Origin of the sequence: Acidiphilium acidophilum, assembly GCF_033842475.1 — a bacterium.
Classification (GTDB): domain Bacteria; phylum Pseudomonadota; class Alphaproteobacteria; order Acetobacterales; family Acetobacteraceae; genus Acidiphilium; species Acidiphilium acidophilum.
The window spans coordinates 2,286,673-2,303,791 of record NZ_JAWXYB010000018.1 but is presented as its reverse complement, the minus strand read 5'-3'; the positions used below and the strand labels follow the sequence as shown (position 1 = coordinate 2,303,791).

The following is a 17,119-nucleotide window of genomic DNA, read 5'->3' as shown; positions in this document are numbered from 1 at the left end:
GCGGACCGGCCTTGACCTGCGCGCAGGGGCGGGGCCATTTCGCGCCGGTGCCGGTTCGCCGCACCCGACGATCAGGAGGACGCGATGCCTAAACCCGTCATGCTCACGATTCTCGATGGCTTCGGCTGGCGCCAGGATCAGGCGGACAACGCCGTCGCCCTGGCCCGAACCCCGCATTTCGACCGGCTGTGGCAGCACAATCCCCACGCCTTCCTGCGAACCTGCGGCCGCGATGTCGGGCTGCCGGACGGGCAGATGGGCAATTCCGAAGTCGGCCACACCAATATCGGCGCCGGACGGATCGTGATGCAGGATCTGCCGCGGATCGACAGCGCGATCGAAGCCGAGGCGCTCGCCCCCATCCCCGACTTCCAGCGCTTCCTCGCCGCCTTGCGCCAATCGGGCGGTGCCTGCCATCTGGTCGGCCTCGTCTCGCCCGGCGGCGTCCACGCGCATCAGCGCCACATCCTCGCCCTCGCACAAATCGTGGCCGATGCCGGCATCGCGGTCTTCGTCCACGCGATCACCGACGGGCGGGACACCCCGCCCCAATCCGGCACCGCCGCAATCCGCTGGCTCGCGGACTCACTGCCCGCAGGTGCCGAGATCGCGACGATCATCGGCCGCTATTACGCGATGGACCGGGACAACCGCTGGGAGCGGGTCCAGCTCGCCTACGACCTGATGGTCGACGGCTCCGGCGCGGCGGCCCGCGATGCCGTCGCCGCCCTCGACGCAAGTTACGCCGCCGGCACCGGCGACGAGTTCGTCAAACCCACCGTCCTGCCCGGCTATCCCGGCATCAGCGACGGCGACGGACTGCTCGCGGCGAATTTCCGGGCCGACCGGATGCGCGAACTCCTCTCTGCCCTGCTCGACCCCGATTTCGCCGGATTTCAACGCGCACTGGTACCCCGCTTCGCGGCGGCGCTGGGCATGGTGCCCTATTCCGACGCGCTCGACCGGTTCATGCACAGCCTGTTCCCGCCCGACCCGATGGATAATCTGCTGGGCGAAGTGGTCGCCCGCGCCGGCAAGCGCCAGCTACGCGCCGCCGAAACCGAAAAATACCCCCATGTCACCTATTTCCTCAACGGCGGACGTGAGACGCCGTTCGAGGGCGAAGACCGCATCATGGTCGCATCCCCGAAAGTCGCCACCTACGATCTCCAGCCCGAAATGTCGGCACCCGAACTCACCGACCGCGTCGTCGCGGCGATCTCGACCGGTGATCTCGACCTCATCGTGCTCAACTTCGCCAACCCCGACATGGTCGGCCATACCGGCGTGCTGGAAGCCGCAATCCGCGCGGTCGAAACCGTCGATACCTGTCTAGGCCGGATCGCGGCGGCCATCGCCGCGCAGCACGGGCAGCTCATCGTCACCGCCGATCACGGCAATTGCGAAATGATGCGCGACCCCGAAACCGGCGGCCCGCACACGGCGCACACCCTCAACCGCGTCCCGGTCTTGCTGGCCGGCGCACCCCCCGGCACCGTCCTGCATGACGGAAGACTGGCCGACCTCGCCCCCACCCTGCTCGCGTTGCTCGGCATCGCCCAACCCGCCGAAATGACCGGCCAGTCCCTGATCGGACCCGATGCGCCGCCCACCTGATCCCCGCCCACCTGATCCGCGCCGGTCGCGTCGGTGGCGCGGCAGCATCATCGCCGTGCTGATCGCCGGATCGGCAGGGCAGGGGGTCGTGCCCAATTTCGCTTCGGCAGCGCAGGGCAACGGAGCCATCGATCAGGCCCAACGCCGGCTCGATGCCGCCAACCTCGCGGCCCAGCATCACGCGGCGGCGGCGGCGGCCGCCCAGCGCGCGGCCCGGATCGCCGATGCCCAGGCGGGAGCGCTGGTCAGCAGCGAAATCGCCGCCGCCGCCACCCTGCGCGAAACCCAGGACCAGACCGCGCTCATCGTCGCCAAGCTCGACCGCCTGACCACCGCCACCGCCGCCGCCCGCGCCGAGCTGGAAGCGGATGCCGCAGCGATCGCACCCCTGCTGCCCCTGATCGCCCGCCTCGCCCTGCATCCGGCGGCAACCCTGCTCGCCGCCGATGCCGCCCCCGGAAAGGCCGCGGAAGGCGCGCTGGTGATGCAGGGGATCACCCGCGAGATCGGCCAGCGCGCCGCCAACCTGCGTCGCGCCCGCCGTCGCTACGCCCATCTCAGCACCGCGCTGACGGCGCAGCAGGCCGCCCTCACGCTCTCGATCACGACCCAGCAGGCGCAGGAGGCGGTGCTGCAACGCCGGATCGCCGCGGTGCGCCAGCAGGCGGCAACCCTCTCCGCGCGCCGCGCCGCCGAGGCCCGCGAAGCCGGCGCCGATGCCGCCCAGGCGCGCAGCCTCGTCGGCCTGATCGGGCGACTCCGCCACCAGCAGGCGCAGGCCGCAGCGGCACGGGCGCGGGCCGCCGCCGCGCGCATCCCGGCCCCCGCCGGCAATCTGCCGAAATCGCTGAGCGGCGCCCCGGTCGCCGGCACGCTGGTCCGCGGCTTCGGCCAGCCCAGCGCCGCCGGCCCGGCAACCGGGGATACTTTCGCTGCCACCCCCGGCGCCGTCGTCACGGCGGCCTGCACCGGCAACGTCGTGTTCGCCCAGCCGTTCCAGAGTTACGGCAAATTGATGATCATCGATTGCGGGCAGGGATACGATTTCGTGATGGCCGGGTTCGACCGGTTCGACGCCGCCGTCGGCCAGACCGTCCGGGCTGGCCAACCGGTGGGGAGCATGGCACGATACGACCCGCATGATCCAGGCAATCAGCCACGTCTTTACGTCGAATTGCGCCATCACGGCGCAGCGATCGACCCCGCCGGTCATTTCGGCGCCGGCGCTGCCGCGCGCTGACGCGGTGCCTCGCGGCACTGGACTTCCGGTTCAGGCGCATTATGGGATCATGTCAACGCGATCGGGCGGGACAGAAGGATGGCGCGTATGAGGCTTCGGACGAGTTTATTGATCGCGGGTACATTCGTGGTCGGCATCGGGGTCGGCGTGGTCGCGCCGGTCATTCGCGGTGCCGTGGCCGATCAACCCGCCGGTGCCAACACCTATGAGCAGCTCGGCCTGTTCGAGAATATCTTCCAACGGGTCAAAGCCGATTACGTCATGCCCGAGCCCTCGAAAAAACTGGTCTACGACGCCATGAACGGCATGCTCGCCGGGCTCGACCCGCATAGCGGCTACATGAACAAGCGCCAGTATGCCGACATGCAGGCCGAAACCAGCGGCCAGTTCGGCGGCCTCGGCCTCGAAGTGTCCCAGGCGGACGGGTTCATCAAGGTGATCAGCCCGATCGACGATACCCCCGCCTACAAGGCCGGCATCAAGCCCGGCGACATGATCGTCGCGATCAACGGCAAACCGACGATCGGCTACACGCTGAACAAGGCGGTCGATGCCATGCGCGGCCCGCCGGGCAGCGCGATCACCCTGACGATCAAACGCGCCGGGATCGACAAGCCGATCATCGACAAATTGACCCGCGCGACCATCCACGTCCAGGCCGTCAAGGACAAGCTCTACGGCCGGGTCGGCTATATGCGTCTCGCGAGCTTCTCCGAAAACGCCAATCGCGACATCCGCCGCGCCGTCGCCAAGCTGAAATCCGAAAGCCACGGCAAGGTCGATGCCTACGTGCTCGATCTGCGCAACAACCCCGGCGGCCTGCTCAATCAGGGCATCGCAGTCGCCGATGATTTCCTGAATTCCGGCGAAATCGTCTCGACCCATGGCCGCCATTCATCGGATGACGAGGTCTGGTACGCCCATGCAGGCGATATCGCCCATGGCAAGCCGATCGTCATCCTGATCAATTCCGGCACCGCCTCGGCGGCGGAAATCGTGAGCGCCGCCTTGCAGCAGAACCGCCGCGCTGTGGTGATGGGCACCCGCAGCTTCGGCAAAGGCTCGGTGCAGACGATCTTCACCATCCCCGGCCACGGCGCCCTGCGCCTGACCACCGCGCTCTACTACACGCCCTCGGGAAAATCGCTGCAGGATTACGGCGTGCAGCCCGATATCGAGGTTCATGAGAGCAAGAACTCGAAAAACCATTTCCCGAAGATCCGCGAAGCCGACATGCCCAACGCCTTCCACAATCCGTCCGGGATGAAAACGCCGATCCTGCCGCCCAAGCTCGTCCTGCCGCCGATGGCCAAATCCATCGCGCCCCGGCCCCCGGCATCCTGGCCCAAACTGGTCCCCGGCAAGCCCGCAACCGACTACCAGTTGCAGATGGCCCTGAAACTCGCCTCGGCCATGGCTCAGGAAGGCACCGGTCAGGCCGCCCATTGAACCGGACACGATGGACCGCGTAACCACCCCGGTTCCCCGCGCGCTGAAACTCTTCTGGGGCGGTTTCGGCCTCGTGGTGATCGCGGGTGCCGCCTATCTGCAATATCTCGGCCCGATCAAACCCCCCGTAACTTTGCCGGCACGGCAGGCGGATGGCGCGATCCCGGCCCCGAGCCCCATGCTGCTCGCCGCCTCGGCGGTCGATCCCGCCTGGAAAATCCCCCATCCCGGCCCCTACGGCATCACCCCGATGCGCTACTACGCCGCAAGGCCCGCCGCCGCCGCCACTGCCGGCAAGCCCGAAATCGCGATCCTGGTGGCAGGGCTCGGCTACGCCCTCGCGCCGGGTCTCGCTGCGGTCAAAACCCTGCCCCCCGCGGTTTCGCTCGGTCTCTCGCCCTACGGCGCCCACGACGCCGCCCTCACCCTCGCGGCGCGCAAGGCCGGCCACGAGACCATTCTCGGCCTGCCGATGCAGGTAAATAATTCGCCCGACATCACCGAAGGCGATCAGGCCCTGCACGCCGGCGCCTCGCCCGCAACCAATCTCAAACGGCTGGACTGGGCCCTCTCGCGCATCCAGGGCTATGCCGGCGTCACCGATGCGATCGGCATGACGGTTCCCGAAACCTTCATGACCCACCCCCACGCCGCGTCCTGGCTCGCCGGCCAGATTTCGGCGAGCGGCCTGTTCCTCGTCGCCGCAACCCCCGGCGCATCCCTGCCATCCGGCGTGACAGGCCGGTCCGCCACCATCGTGATCGACCCCGACTCCGGCACATCGGCAATCACCAACGACCTCAACCTGCTGGTTTCGACCGCCATCGCCAAAGGCAGCGCGATCGGCGTGATCACCGAACCGACCCGCGCGGGCATCGCAACTCTGGCCGCATGGCTGCGCTCGCCCTCGACCAGCCATGTCAGCCTCGTGCCGGTAAGCACCCTCGCCGATCCCGGAGCGAGCGCCGCAGGATCGCCATGACCGATCCTTCGTCCCTGCCATACCGGCCCAATGTCGGTGCCGCCCTGTTCAACCACGCCGGCAAAATCCTGATCGCGCGCCGCCTCGAGCATCAGGCCGTGCTCAGCCATCCCTGGCAGTTGCCTCAGGGCGGGATCGACCCCGGCGAAGACCCCGCCATCGCCGTCATGCGCGAACTGCGCGAAGAGATCGGCACGAACGCCGCCATCATCCTCGGCTCGATCGCGGAGTGGCTGAGCTACGATTTTCCCCCCGAAATCCGCACCAGCCTCGGCACCCGGCATCGCGGCCAGCGCCAGCGCTGGTTCGCGCTGCGGTTTACCGGCACCGACGATCTGATCCGCCTCGATGCCGATGCGCATCAGGAATTCAGCGCGTGGCGCTGGGCCGATCTCGCCGAAATTCCGGCCTTGGCAGTCCCGTTCAAGCGCCACATCTACGAGCGGATTGCCCGCGATTTCGCGGTCTTCGCCAAACCTGAGGGAGAATGATTTTGGGTGAAATGATCGAACTGACATCGGCCGACGGCCATAAATTCCAGGCCTATGCCGCCGGTGACCCCAAAAGCCCTCGCGCGCTCGTGGTCGTGCAGGAGATTTTCGGCGTCAACCGTCACATGCGCGACGTCGCCGACCGGCTGGCCCAATCCGGCTATTACGTGCTCTCACCGGCGGTGTTCGACCGTGCCGAGCGCAACGTCGAACTCGACTACACGGCGGAAGGCGTGAAAAAGGGCCTTGAGTTGCGCGCCGCGATCGCGGAATCCGATGTCATGATGGATATCGAGGCGACAGCGGCAAAACTGAGCCCTCGCCCGACCGGCATCATCGGCTATTGCTGGGGCGGCACCATCGCCTGGTGGGGTGCCACGAAAAGCAAAAGCTTCAGGGCAGCCGTCACCTGGTACGGCGGCGGCATCATGCAGACCAAGGAAGCCGTGCCCAACTGCCCGGTGCAGATGCATTTCGGCGCGCTCGACAAGGGAATTCCGATGTCCGATGTCGAGGCGATCAAGCAATCCCAACCCGAAATCCCGGTCTTCATCTACGAGAACGCCGATCACGGCTTCGGCTGCGACGATCGGGCAAGCTTCAATGCCGAGGCCAACAAACTGGCCGAGCAGCGCAGCCTCGCCTTCTTCGCCGAACATCTGGTCTGAACATCTGGTTTGATCGGGGCCGCACCTCAGCCTATTGAATCCAGCCGCCGGTCATGCTCATGACACCCCATGAATGAGCTGACCGACGAACGGATTCTGATCCTCGATTTTGGCAGCCAGGTGACGCAACTGATCGCGCGCCGGCTGCGCGAGGCCGGGGTCTATTGCGAAATCTGGCCCTTCGATGCCGACCCCGCCCGGATCGCGGCATTCCGGGCGCGCGGCTTCATCCTCTCCGGCGGCCCCGCGAGCGTCAGCGAGGAAAACTCTCCCCGCGCACCCCAACTCGTCTTCGAGTCCCATGTCCCGGTCCTCGGCATCTGCTACGGCCAGATGACGATGTGCGCCCAGCTCGGCGGCGATGTCAGCAGTGCCCATATCCGCGAATTCGGCCGCGCCTTCGTCGACATCACCGATGACTGCACCCTGTTCGACGGGGCCTGGACCCGGGGTGGCCGCGAACAGGTCTGGATGAGCCATGGCGACCATATCAGCGCCCCGCCGCCCGGTTTCCGCACCGTCGCCACCAGCGACGGCGCGCCCTTCGCCGTCATCGCCGACGATACCCGCCGCTTCTACGGCCTGATGTTCCACCCGGAAGTCATGCACACCCCGCATGGCGCGCAACTCCTCGCCAATTTCGTGCACAATGTCTGCGGCCTGTCGAACGCCTGGACCATGGCGAATTTCCGCGATGTCGCACGCACCAAAATCCGGGCTCAGGTCAGTAGTGGCCGGGTCATCTGCGGCCTGTCCGGCGGTGTCGATTCCTCGGTCGCCGCCGCCCTGATCCACGAAGCGATCGGCGACCAGCTCATCTGCATCTTCGTCGATCACGGCCTGCTCCGCGCCGGCGAGGCCGACGATGTCATCCGCATCTTCCGCGACCGTTTCAACATCACCCTGATCCACCGCGACGCGTCGGACCTGTTCTTCGCCGCCCTCGAAGGCATCTCCGACCCCGAACAGAAACGCAAGATCATCGGCGGCCTGTTCATCGACGTGTTCGAACAGGAAGCCACCAAACTCGGCGGCGCCGATTTCCTCGCCCAGGGCACGCTCTACCCCGATGTGATCGAAAGCGTCTCGGTCAGCGGCGGCCCGAGTGCCGTGATCAAATCCCACCACAATGTCGGCGGCCTTCCCGCGCGAATGCGCATGCAACTGGTCGAACCCTTGCGCGAATTGTTCAAGGACGAGGTCCGCGCCCTCGGCCGCGAACTCGGCCTGCCCGAAACCATGGTCGGCCGTCATCCGTTCCCCGGCCCCGGCCTCGCCATCCGCATCCCCGGCGCGGTCGATCGCGAAAAAGTCAAAATCCTCCAGCAGGCCGACGCCATCTACCTTGAGGAAATCCGCGCCGCCGGCCTCTACGATGCCATCTGGCAGGCCTTCGTCGCCCTCCTTCCGGTCCGCAGCGTCGGCGTCATGGGCGATGGCCGCACCTACGATTACGCCTGCGCCCTCCGCGCCGTCACCAGCACCGACGGCATGACCGCCGATATCTACCCCTTCGACATGGCATTCCTCTCCCGCGTCGCAGGCCGCATCGTCGGCGAAGTCCGCGGCATCAACCGCGTCACCTACGACATCACGAGCAAACCCCCCGGAACCATCGAGTGGGAATGATCGCTACCCGACCATATCGCCGGTCCACGCGATGACGGGGGATGTCGATCGACTCGCCCGCTTCGACACGGTCGACCAAATCGCTCAGATGGGCTTTGGCGTCCGCCAGAATGATCGCACCCATGCCACGCTCCTGACCACGTAGATCGTCATAGAGCGCACGACATCACACCCGCTTCGCCGGCCCCATCGCTCGCCCCCGCTTCATCAACCGCCTCGTTTCCCCGGCCATTGAGGGGGAAGGCGGTTTTACGCTAGTCTGGGACCGTATGAGACGGATCTCGGTGACAATCGCGCTGGGCCTGATCGTGGCCGGCGGCACGTCGGCGGCGATGGCGCAGGTCGTGGTCAATCAGCAGGCGTTGCAGCAACTTTCGGGCAAACCACCGCCGCCACCGGTCGCACGGCCGCGTTATCACCCGATCATCCGCCATCCCGCGCCACGCCGGGCCGTGGTGCATCCGGTCATCGCCCCGCCTCGTCTGCCATTGCCCCCGCCGCCGCCGCCGGTCATCGCCGCGGCACCACCCCCGCGCCCGATTCAGCCCCGCGCGCTGACCCTGATGTTCCCGCATGTCGATGTCGCACTGCCCGCCACCCAGGCAAAGGCGCTCGATGCCTTCATCGCGACCAAATTCGACAAGGCCGCCCATTTCGTGGTGCAGGCCACCGCGCCGGGTGTCGCGAACGATCCCTCGGTCGCGCGGCGGATGGCGCTCAACCGGGGGCTTGCCGTGCGGGCGGTGCTGCGCCACGCCGGGGTGAAATCCGATCACATCATCGTTCAGGCGCTGGGCGATCCGCCGGGACTCGTGCCCGATCATGTTACGCTGACGGAAATACCGTAAGGGTTTTGCCATCATGACGCGACCGAACCGCTACCTCCTTCGCATGCTGGTGTTTCTGGTTCTGGTATACGGGCTGGCCGCGATCATCGCGCCCACGCTCGCGAAATTCTACATGGCGAACCCGGTGGTCAATTCGGTGATCGTCCTGGTCGAGATTTTCGGCATCGGCTGGAATTTGCGCCAGGTCCTGCGCCTGAGCCCGGAAGTGGACTGGGTCGAACGCTTCCAGCGCTCGCGCTCCTCGATCGAACAGGGTCCGAAACCACAGCTCCTGCTCCCGATGGCCCGGATGTTCGGCGGCCGTGGTGACGACGGCAAGCGGATGAGCCTGTCGATCGCGAGCATGCGCACCATGCTCGACGGTATCGCGAGCCGGCTCGACGAAAGCCGCGAAACCTCCCGCTACGTCACCGGGGTGATGATCTTTCTCGGCCTGCTCGGCACGTTCTGGGGATTGCTCAAGACAGTCCATGCCGTGGCCGGCGTGATCGGCGGCATGAATGTCGGCGGCGGCGACGTCAATGCGATGTTCGACCAGCTCAAGGCCGGCCTCGCCGGACCGCTGGCCGGGATGGGCACGGCGTTTTCATCCTCGATGTTCGGCCTGTCGGGCGCACTGATCCTGGGCTTCCTCGACCTCACCGCCGGTCAGGCGATGAACCGCTTCTTCAACGAGCTGGAGGAATGGCTCGCCGGGCTGACGCGGGTTTCGAGCGGTGCCCTCTCGCTGGAAAGCGAAGCCTCGATGCCCGCCTATGTTCAAGCCCTGCTGGAACAGAGTTCGGAGAATATCGAGGCCTTGCAGCAGGTCCTGCTGCGCAACGAGGAAAGCCGCACCCAGACCGCGCAGGTGACACAGGCGCTGAGCGAGCGGATGAACACGCTGACCGAGGCGATCCATAATTCGCACCGCATCATGCTGAAAATCGGCGAAGGTCAGGCCGCGCTGGCGCGACTGGCCGAGCAGGGCGATCAGGGCAGCGATGAAATCTCGCGCGCCCATCTGCGGAACATCGAATTGCTGCTCGCGCGCCTGATTGCCGAATCCGAGCAGGGCCGGATGCAGGGCATGGCCGACCTGCGGCATGACCTGAAAATCCTGACCCGCACCATCGCGGCCCGGCTCGACGATGTGAGGACCTGAACGATGGCACGCCTGCACCGAAGCCGCGGAAACGGGCTGGATATCTGGCCGGGCTACGTCGATGCGCTTTCAACCCTGCTGATGGTAACGATTTTCGTCCTTCTGGTCTTCGTGCTGGCGGAGGCATTCCTGTCGGTGGCGCTGAGCGGCAGCAACAAGACCATCGCGTCCCTGCGCGGCGAGATCGCCCAGTTATCCAACGTCCTGGCACTGGAAAAATCCAAGACCGCTTCGTTACAGGACGAACTTGCGAGCATGGCGTCCTTGATGAAGGCAAAGCAGGCGGCCAGTGCGGCGGCGCTTTCCGGGCAGGTCAAGCTGAACTCGCGGGAAGTCGCGACAGTTGCGCTGCTCGATCAGCAGATAGCGGCGTTGCGCCTGCAACTCGCAAGCCTCGCTGCAGCGCTCGACGCGGCCTCGGCCAAGGACAAGGCCGATCACGTCCAGATTGCCGATCTCGGCAAGCAGTTGAACGAGGCCCTGGCGCGCAAGGTGCAGCATCTCCAGCAATATCGCAGCGCGTTTTTCGGCGAATTGCGCAAGGCGCTGGCCGGGGAAAAGAACATCAAGATCGTCGGCGACCGGTTCGTCTTCGAGAGCGACGTGCTGTTCCCCTCCGATTCGGCACAGCTTTCAAGTGCGGGACGCGCCGAGATCGCCGATGTCGCGACCGCCATCGAAAAGATCGCGCCGAAAATACCGCCCCATCTGAACTGGGTGCTGAGCGTGGGCGGCTATGCCGACAAGGTCGCGATCAACGGCGGCAAATACAAGGACAATTTCGACCTCTCGGCGGCGCGGGCCTTGTCGGTCCTGCATCTTCTGGTCAAGGACGGCGTGCCGAAGAACCGGGTGATCGCGACAGGATACGGCGCCGAGCATCCCATCGCGACGGGGGACACACCGGCGGACCTCGCAAAAAACCGCCGCATCGAATTCCGCCTGACCTCGGCAGACTGAACCCCCCCCCCGAAGCCCCGGGGCAAAAACAGCCCCCGGGGTCCGCATGAACTGACACCCGCGCATCGCCTGCGCCGGTCAGGTCGCCCCAATTCTCATCCGCCGAAATAGCCCGGCAGGATCTTCTCGGCGGCGGTTTTCGGATTGTCGGCAAGGAGTTTCGGATCGGTGGTGACAATGATCGTGCCGGCCATCGGGTCGCCGAAGCCATGAACCCCGGGGCGAACCTTGGCGACGGTGCGGCCGCCGGGCTCCTTGGCCAGAATGGCGTGGACCGAGCAATAATAATGCACGATGCCCTGATGCGCGAAGGTGATCGTGTAGGTGTGAACCTTGTGGCCCGGCCCCTTCGTGCCCGCCACGGCTCCATCGAAGCGGGTGCTGGTCTTGCCGGTCGTGGCGCTGTAGCCGATGATGGTATGCGAGCCGGTGTCTTCGTTGACGAAAACGACCGGCTGGCCGGGGCGCACCGCGACCGGATTTTCGAGGAACATGTTGGCCCCGTTCATGTGAACATAGACCGGTTTCGGTGTCGCGGCGCGGGCCGCGAGCGGCAAACCGAGGCTCGCGGCCAGGATCGGGGCGGCAAACAGAGCGGCTTTGGCGAGACGAGACATGATGGTATCCTTTCGTTGGTGTAATCAGGTGGTTGGCGGGTCGAGTCCGTCATCGACCGCCGGGCCGATCCGCAGGTAGCGGGCGGCGAGGCGGGGCAGCAGAAGCAGGGTCAGCGAGGTCGCGGTCAGCAGGCCACCGAGGATTACAATAGCCATCGGCCCCTCGATTTCATCCCCCGGCGCGCCATTGGCGATGGCGAGCGGCAGCAGGCCGATCGCGGTGACGGTCGCGGTGATCAGAATGGCCGGCAGCCGGTCCATCGCCCCCCGCCGGGCGGTGGCGGCGGACCAGACAAGACCGTCGCTCTGGACCAGCCGCCGATAGTGGATCAGCAGCAGCAATCCGTTGCGCAACGACAGGCCGAACACCGTGACCAGCCCGACCATCGCGCCAAGGCTGATCGTGCCGCCGAGGAACAGCCAGGTCGCGGCAATACCGCCGGACAGGGCGAAGGGCAGGCCGAGCGCCATGAGAGCGACGCCACGGGCCGATTTCAGGGCGAGCGCCAGCAACCCGGCAATGATCACCAGCGCCATCACGGCATGGATCAGCAGAGAGCGCCGCGCGGCCCCCCCGGCCACGGCGCTGCCGCCATAGGTGACATAGGCATTGCCGGTCAGATGGAGCCCATCGATCCGGCGCCGGATCGCGGCGAGCACGGCGTCGCCATCGCCCGCGCGCGTGTTGACGGTGATGACCTGTTCGGTGCGTCCGGCATCGTGCAGGATGAGGGCAGGGGTGCCGGTCTGGCGGATGCGGGCGATGCGGCCGAGCGGGACGATACGATGATCGACCGCTTCGATCGGCAGGTCCGGCAGCGCCCCCGGGTCGGCCCGGCGCGCGGGCGCAAGCGTGATCACGATCGGCTCGATCAGGCTGCCCTGATAGACCTCGCCGACGCGATCCCCCTCATAGCCGGTGCGGATGGCGGTGAGCACAGCACGCGCGGTGACCCCGTAGCGCAGCATGGCGGCGCGGTTCGGCGTGATGGCGAGTTCCGGCATATTGGGCGGAGCAGCGACGGCGGCGACGATAATGCCGTGGATCGGGCGGATCGCGTGCAGGATGCGCCCGGTATCGACCGAAATGGCCGCAAGCGTGTCGCCATAGACCGAAATCACCAGCGGGGCGGTGAAGCCGGACAGGGTTTCATGGATGCGCTCGGTCAGGAAGCTGTTGGCCCACCAGCGCACGCCCGGCACGGTATCGATCGCAGCCAGGATCTTGCGTTCCGCGACGGCATTATGCGCATTGCCGCTGCGGCTCAGCGTGATGTCGACTTCGGCCTTGTTGACGTCGGGATGGCCGTTGCCGAGCGTCGCGCGGCCGACATGCTCGACCACATCGGCCACTTCGGGCATCCGGCCCAGAATCGCGGCGACGTGCCGGCCGATCGCGAGCATGGTTTCGATCGAGGTGCCGGGGGCGGCAAGATAATGGGCGATCATGTCCTGCTCGCGGAATTGCGGCAGGAACCGGGTGCGCACCAGCGGCAGCGAGGCCCCCATGCCGATCACGAACACGAGGGCGATCAGCGCGAGCAGGCCCCCGCGACGGGCGGAGATATCGAGCACGCTTCCATAGGCGCTGCGGGCGGTCGGCATCGGCACATGGGCGGCCCCGCCGGTGCGCCGCGCCAGCAACAGGCCCGCCAGTGCCGGGGTCAGCGTGAGGGCAACGAACAGCGAGGCGATGATGGCAGCGATATAGGCAATGCCGAGCGGCGCGAACAGCCGCCCGGCGACGCCACCGAGCAGCAGCACCGGGGTGAACATCGCCGCGACGCTCAGCGTGGCGAAAATGATCGCCCCACGCACTTCGACCGAGGCATCGCGGATCACCCGCAGCACCGGCAGCGGCGTCGCACGGGCCCGGTTCTCGATCAGGCGGCGATTGATGTTTTCGATATCGACCACCGCATCGTCGACGATTTCACCCAATGCGATCGCGAGGCCCGCCAGTGTCATGGTGTTCATCGTCACGCCGAGGGCGCGGAGCACCAAAGTTGCGATGAGCAGCGCAACCGGGATCGAAACGAACGAGATCAGCGCGATCCGCCAGTCGCGCAGCGCGAGCAGCAACACGATCAGAATGAGCACGGCGCCGATCAGCAGCACGCGCGCGAGATCGCCCAAAGCCTCGCGCACGAAACCCGAGGGGGCGAGGGCGTGGCCGTCGATGTGAATGCCCTGACGGCGGAGTGCGGGGGCGATGGTGGCAAGGGCGCGCTCCGCGCCATGCGCGACGCGCAGCGTATCGGCCCCCGCCAGCGAGGACACGATCAGCAGCAGGCCGGGCTGCCCGTGGATCAGCGCGGCCCCGAACCGGGGCGGCGGCGCAGTCGTGATGTCCGCGATATCACCCAGCGTGACCGGCAATCCGTCGTGTTCCCCCAGCAGGCTGTGCGCCAGAGCGGCGGCGGTGCGGGCCTGGCCATGGGCATCGAGCAGGAGTTGCTGATTCCCGGTATCGATGAAGCCACCGCCCAGCAGGGCGCTGGCGTCATGCGCGGCGGTGGCGACCTGATTGAGCCCGAACCCGCTGGCGAGCAGGGCGCGGCGGTTCAACCGGATGTCGAGCCGCGGCAGCGCGAGGCCGAATACGACGACATTGGCGACCCCCGGCACCGCCAGCAGGGCTGGCCGCACGGTGGTCTCGGTGATCGCGCTGAGGCGCATCAGCGACATGCCCGGCGCATCGAGCCCGATTTCAACCGCCGTGCCGGTGGCGGACTGGCGCGGCACGATCACCGGCACGGTGTGCGGCGGCAGGGAGGCGGTCAGGCTGGCCAACCGCCCGGCGACGCTCGCACGATCCGCGACGATATCGGTGCCGCCGTGAAACACCAGATCGATCACCGACAGGCCGGTGCTCGATTGCGAACGGATCGCGGCGATACCGCGCAGCCCGCTCAGCCCCTGTTCCAGCCGGTCGGTCACGGCGTGCTCGATCTCGCGGGGATCGAGGCCGGAGGCATTGGTCTGGATCTGGACGGTGGGCGGCGCGAATTCGGGAAACACGCCGTAATGCGCCGCGGGCAGCGCCGCCCCGGCGATCAGGGCGACCGCGCCGACACCGAGCACGACGAGCAGGCGATACCGCAGCGACAGGCGGATGATCGCCTCGATCATGACCCGCCACCGGCAGCACCGTGATGGCCCGCGACGATCGAAAGCAGCAATCCGGCCCCGGCGATCGCCACGACCGGGTGTGGCGGCAGGGCAGCGCGGCGGACGAATTCGCCGCCCGACAAGCCGGAAGCGGCCCCCGCATCGCCCAGCGTGATCAGGGTGAAGTGATGCGGCGCGGTTTCAATGAAGATCGCGCGATGGCCCTGCCGATAGATCACCGCCGAGGCCGGGATCACATAGCCCCGGTGCGATCCACCCCGATCGAGATCGAGGGCGAGCGGCTCCCCGGCGGGCAGCAGCGGCGCGCGGTAATAGAACCCCGCACCGATCCGCCCGGCGGGCGCATGGGCCATCGCGCCGATCAATGCGAGCGTGACCGAGGCCCCGGCGGCATCCCGCGCGGTTGCGCGCGGCGCGGGCGAACCGGCCAGCGCAACCGCGACCAGCGCAGCGCTGCCGCTGGCGATGTCGGCGACCGGACCGGTGGGGCGCGCAATCAGTGCGGCCAGCGCCGGGCCGAACTCGGCGATCGCCTGGGCGGTCAGCGCCCGGGATCGCGCGGCGGCGAGGGCCTCGGCGGCTTCGGCCTGTTGCAGGCTGGCGGCGGACACATTCCGGCCAGCGCCATAGAGCTGCCGGGTCCGGGCGAGGGTGGCGGCAGCGAGATGCGCGCGGATTCCGGCGGCGATCAGGTCGGCCCGCAGCGTCAGCAGGCCAGCCGGATCGGTCACGACGCCGTCTGCACTCCGGTGCGGCTGACAGCGGATCAGCGGCAGCGTCGCGGTCCGCACGCCCCCCTCCCGCGCCGGGCCGCTGCCGATCACCGCAACCGGCGCGGTCTGGCCCGCCCATGCCGTTTGCCCCGGCAGGCCCAGCGTGCCCAGACCGCCGGCCCAAAGCAGCGCCCGAACGACCAGCGAAGCGAGCGTCGGGCGGATCATGTCGTGCTCCTGAAAAAACGGTGATGCAGCGCGTCTTCCAGCCGGCCGATCGCCGCGAGGTCCTGCCCCCGGGCGACCAGCGCCTCCTGCCGGGCGACGATCGAGGCTTGCTGCGCGCCGAGCAGCCCGAGCCTGCCGCTCGCACCGGCACGAAACGCCTGCGCGGCGGCCTCGGCTGAACGATCCGCCCCGGCGGCGCTGCGATCGGCGCTGCGCAGCGCGGCGTCACTGGTGCGCAAATCCGCACGCGCCCGATCGATCATGGCAAGCACGCGCTGCTGCGCCGCGTCGAACCGCGCGGCGGCGCGGCGGCGTTCGGCACGGGCGATCGCGATCGGGCCCTGATTCTGGTTGAACACCGGCAGCGGCACCGAGAGGGCGAGCAGGAATTTATTGTCCCCCTGATCGTAGTGATAGCCCGGTCCGATCGTGAAGCCGGGATATTGCCGGTCGATCGCGGCGCGCAGCCGATCCTGCGCGGCCCGGTACTGTTCGAGCGCCGCGCGCACCGAGGGCCGGTCGATCAAGGCGGCGCGCGCCAGCGCCGCAACATCCCCGGTCGGCGGTGCAGTATCGAAAGCGGCAAGATCGAGCCGAACTCCATCCAGCGCCGCCACCGGCATGCCGATGGCGGCGGCAAGGCGCGTCATGGCCAGGCTGGTTCGCCGCGACGCCTCGGTGGCGGCGAAACGCGCCTGTTCCGCCGCGATCTGCCCGGCGGTGAGCAGCGGTGCCGCGATCATGCCCGCCGCGAACCGCTGGGCGAGCACGCTCTGGCTGGCAGCGGCGGTGCGCGCGGCCTGATCCGCAATGGCCGCCCCCGCCCGCGCCTGCCAGACCGCGAGCAACGCATCGCGGACGCGGGCGCGCTCGTGCCAGGCAGCGGTGCGGATCGCCGCGCGCGCCCCCGCGATCCTCGCGCGCGCCGCCGCAGCATCCGCCGCCCGTGCCCCGAAACTGCCGATCACGAAATCCACGATCGGACCGATCTTGATCGGCGAAGGCAGCGACGTGCCGGTATTGTAGGTCGGGCTGAGGCCCAGCGTCGGGTTGGGCAGGGCGGTGGCGGCGATCAGCCCGCCCTGGGCGATCTCGCGGTTCGCCACCGCGATCCTCAGCTCGGGCCGCTCGAACACCGCAACCAGCGTGAGCGTGCCGATGCCCCAGCGCGGCGCGGCATCGCCCATCGCCGCGAGAAACCGCAGCAGCGCCGGATCGTCGAGGCGGCGCGCTGCGAGCCGGGTGGCGGCGGTGGCCGGGTCGATCGGGCGCGGCACATAGCGCGCGCACCCGGCAAGAGTCGCCGCCAGCACCATCGCCGGCAGCACCATCGCCGACAGCATCATCGCGCGCCGATGGCCTCGCCGGCTGGTCGGATCGGATATCGGGTTCATCTCGGAT

The 17,119-nt window shown here is 67.7% G+C and carries 14 protein-coding genes; 10 read left to right on the top strand and 4 right to left on the bottom strand.

What is annotated here, in order from left to right; all coding sequences use genetic code 11:
- Nucleotides 1-84: 84 nt before the first annotated feature.
- From gpmI to SIL87_RS13500, 10 genes are all read left to right on the top strand, one after another.
- The gene (gene gpmI / locus SIL87_RS13545) at nucleotides 85-1,617 is read left to right on the top strand and encodes a 2,3-bisphosphoglycerate-independent phosphoglycerate mutase (protein WP_319614692.1); all 1,533 of its coding nucleotides are present in this window, start codon (nucleotides 85-87) and stop codon (nucleotides 1,615-1,617) included.
- On the top strand, nucleotides 1,601-2,857 hold the full coding sequence (locus SIL87_RS13540; RefSeq protein ID WP_319614691.1) for a murein hydrolase activator EnvC family protein: 1,257 nt from the start codon (nucleotides 1,601-1,603) through the stop codon (nucleotides 2,855-2,857). The genes gpmI and SIL87_RS13540 overlap by 17 nt, the downstream gene beginning before the upstream one ends.
- An 87-nt stretch (nucleotides 2,858-2,944) precedes the next feature.
- The gene (locus tag SIL87_RS13535; RefSeq protein WP_319614690.1) at nucleotides 2,945-4,306 is read left to right on the top strand and encodes a S41 family peptidase; all 1,362 of its coding nucleotides are present in this window, start codon (nucleotides 2,945-2,947) and stop codon (nucleotides 4,304-4,306) included.
- Nucleotides 4,307-4,316: 10 nt separating this feature from the next.
- Nucleotides 4,317-5,288: a divergent polysaccharide deacetylase family protein gene (locus SIL87_RS13530; protein ID WP_319614689.1), complete on the top strand. Its 972-nt coding sequence runs from the start codon at nucleotides 4,317-4,319 to the stop codon at nucleotides 5,286-5,288.
- A complete protein-coding gene (locus SIL87_RS13525) occupies nucleotides 5,285-5,779 on the top strand; it encodes an RNA pyrophosphohydrolase (RefSeq protein ID WP_319614688.1) in 495 nt (164 codons plus the stop codon). Before SIL87_RS13530 ends, SIL87_RS13525 begins: the two co-directional genes overlap by 4 nt.
- 2 nt (nucleotides 5,780-5,781) lie before the next feature.
- On the top strand, nucleotides 5,782-6,447 hold the full coding sequence (locus tag SIL87_RS13520) for a dienelactone hydrolase family protein (protein ID WP_319614687.1): 666 nt from the start codon (nucleotides 5,782-5,784) through the stop codon (nucleotides 6,445-6,447).
- Between the two features lie 69 nt (nucleotides 6,448-6,516).
- Nucleotides 6,517-8,076, top strand: coding sequence for a glutamine-hydrolyzing GMP synthase (guaA, locus tag SIL87_RS13515; protein WP_319614686.1), 1,560 nt, complete (start codon nucleotides 6,517-6,519; stop codon nucleotides 8,074-8,076).
- Between the two features lie 284 nt (nucleotides 8,077-8,360).
- On the top strand, nucleotides 8,361-8,924 hold the full coding sequence (locus SIL87_RS13510) for a hypothetical protein (RefSeq protein ID WP_319614685.1): 564 nt from the start codon (nucleotides 8,361-8,363) through the stop codon (nucleotides 8,922-8,924).
- A gap of 13 nt (nucleotides 8,925-8,937) precedes the next feature.
- A complete protein-coding gene (locus tag SIL87_RS13505; protein WP_319614684.1) occupies nucleotides 8,938-10,068 on the top strand; it encodes a flagellar motor protein MotA in 1,131 nt (376 codons plus the stop codon).
- A 3-nt stretch (nucleotides 10,069-10,071) separates the two neighbouring features.
- Nucleotides 10,072-11,028: a peptidoglycan-binding protein gene (locus SIL87_RS13500; RefSeq protein ID WP_319614683.1), complete on the top strand. Its 957-nt coding sequence runs from the start codon at nucleotides 10,072-10,074 to the stop codon at nucleotides 11,026-11,028.
- Between the two features lie 95 nt (nucleotides 11,029-11,123).
- On the opposite strand, the gene SIL87_RS13495 is transcribed toward SIL87_RS13500, so the two are convergent.
- The 4 genes from SIL87_RS13495 to SIL87_RS13480 are packed head-to-tail and all read right to left on the bottom strand — an operon-like array spanning nucleotide 11,124 to nucleotide 17,112.
- The gene (locus SIL87_RS13495; protein WP_319614682.1) at nucleotides 11,124-11,645 is read right to left on the bottom strand and encodes a cupredoxin domain-containing protein; all 522 of its coding nucleotides are present in this window, start codon (nucleotides 11,643-11,645) and stop codon (nucleotides 11,124-11,126) included.
- A 24-nt stretch (nucleotides 11,646-11,669) separates the two neighbouring features.
- Nucleotides 11,670-14,777: an efflux RND transporter permease subunit gene (locus tag SIL87_RS13490; protein WP_319614681.1), complete on the bottom strand. Its 3,108-nt coding sequence runs from the start codon at nucleotides 14,775-14,777 to the stop codon at nucleotides 11,670-11,672.
- Nucleotides 14,774-15,718 carry a hypothetical protein gene (locus tag SIL87_RS13485; RefSeq protein ID WP_319614680.1) on the bottom strand — a complete coding sequence of 315 codons (945 nt, stop codon included), beginning with the start codon at nucleotides 15,716-15,718 and terminating at the stop codon, nucleotides 14,774-14,776. Before SIL87_RS13485 ends, SIL87_RS13490 begins: the two co-directional genes overlap by 4 nt.
- Complete coding sequence (locus tag SIL87_RS13480) at nucleotides 15,715-17,112, bottom strand: TolC family protein (protein ID WP_319614679.1); 1,398 nt, start codon at nucleotides 17,110-17,112, stop codon at nucleotides 15,715-15,717. Before SIL87_RS13480 ends, SIL87_RS13485 begins: the two co-directional genes overlap by 4 nt.
- Between the last annotated feature and the right edge of the window lie 7 nt (nucleotides 17,113-17,119).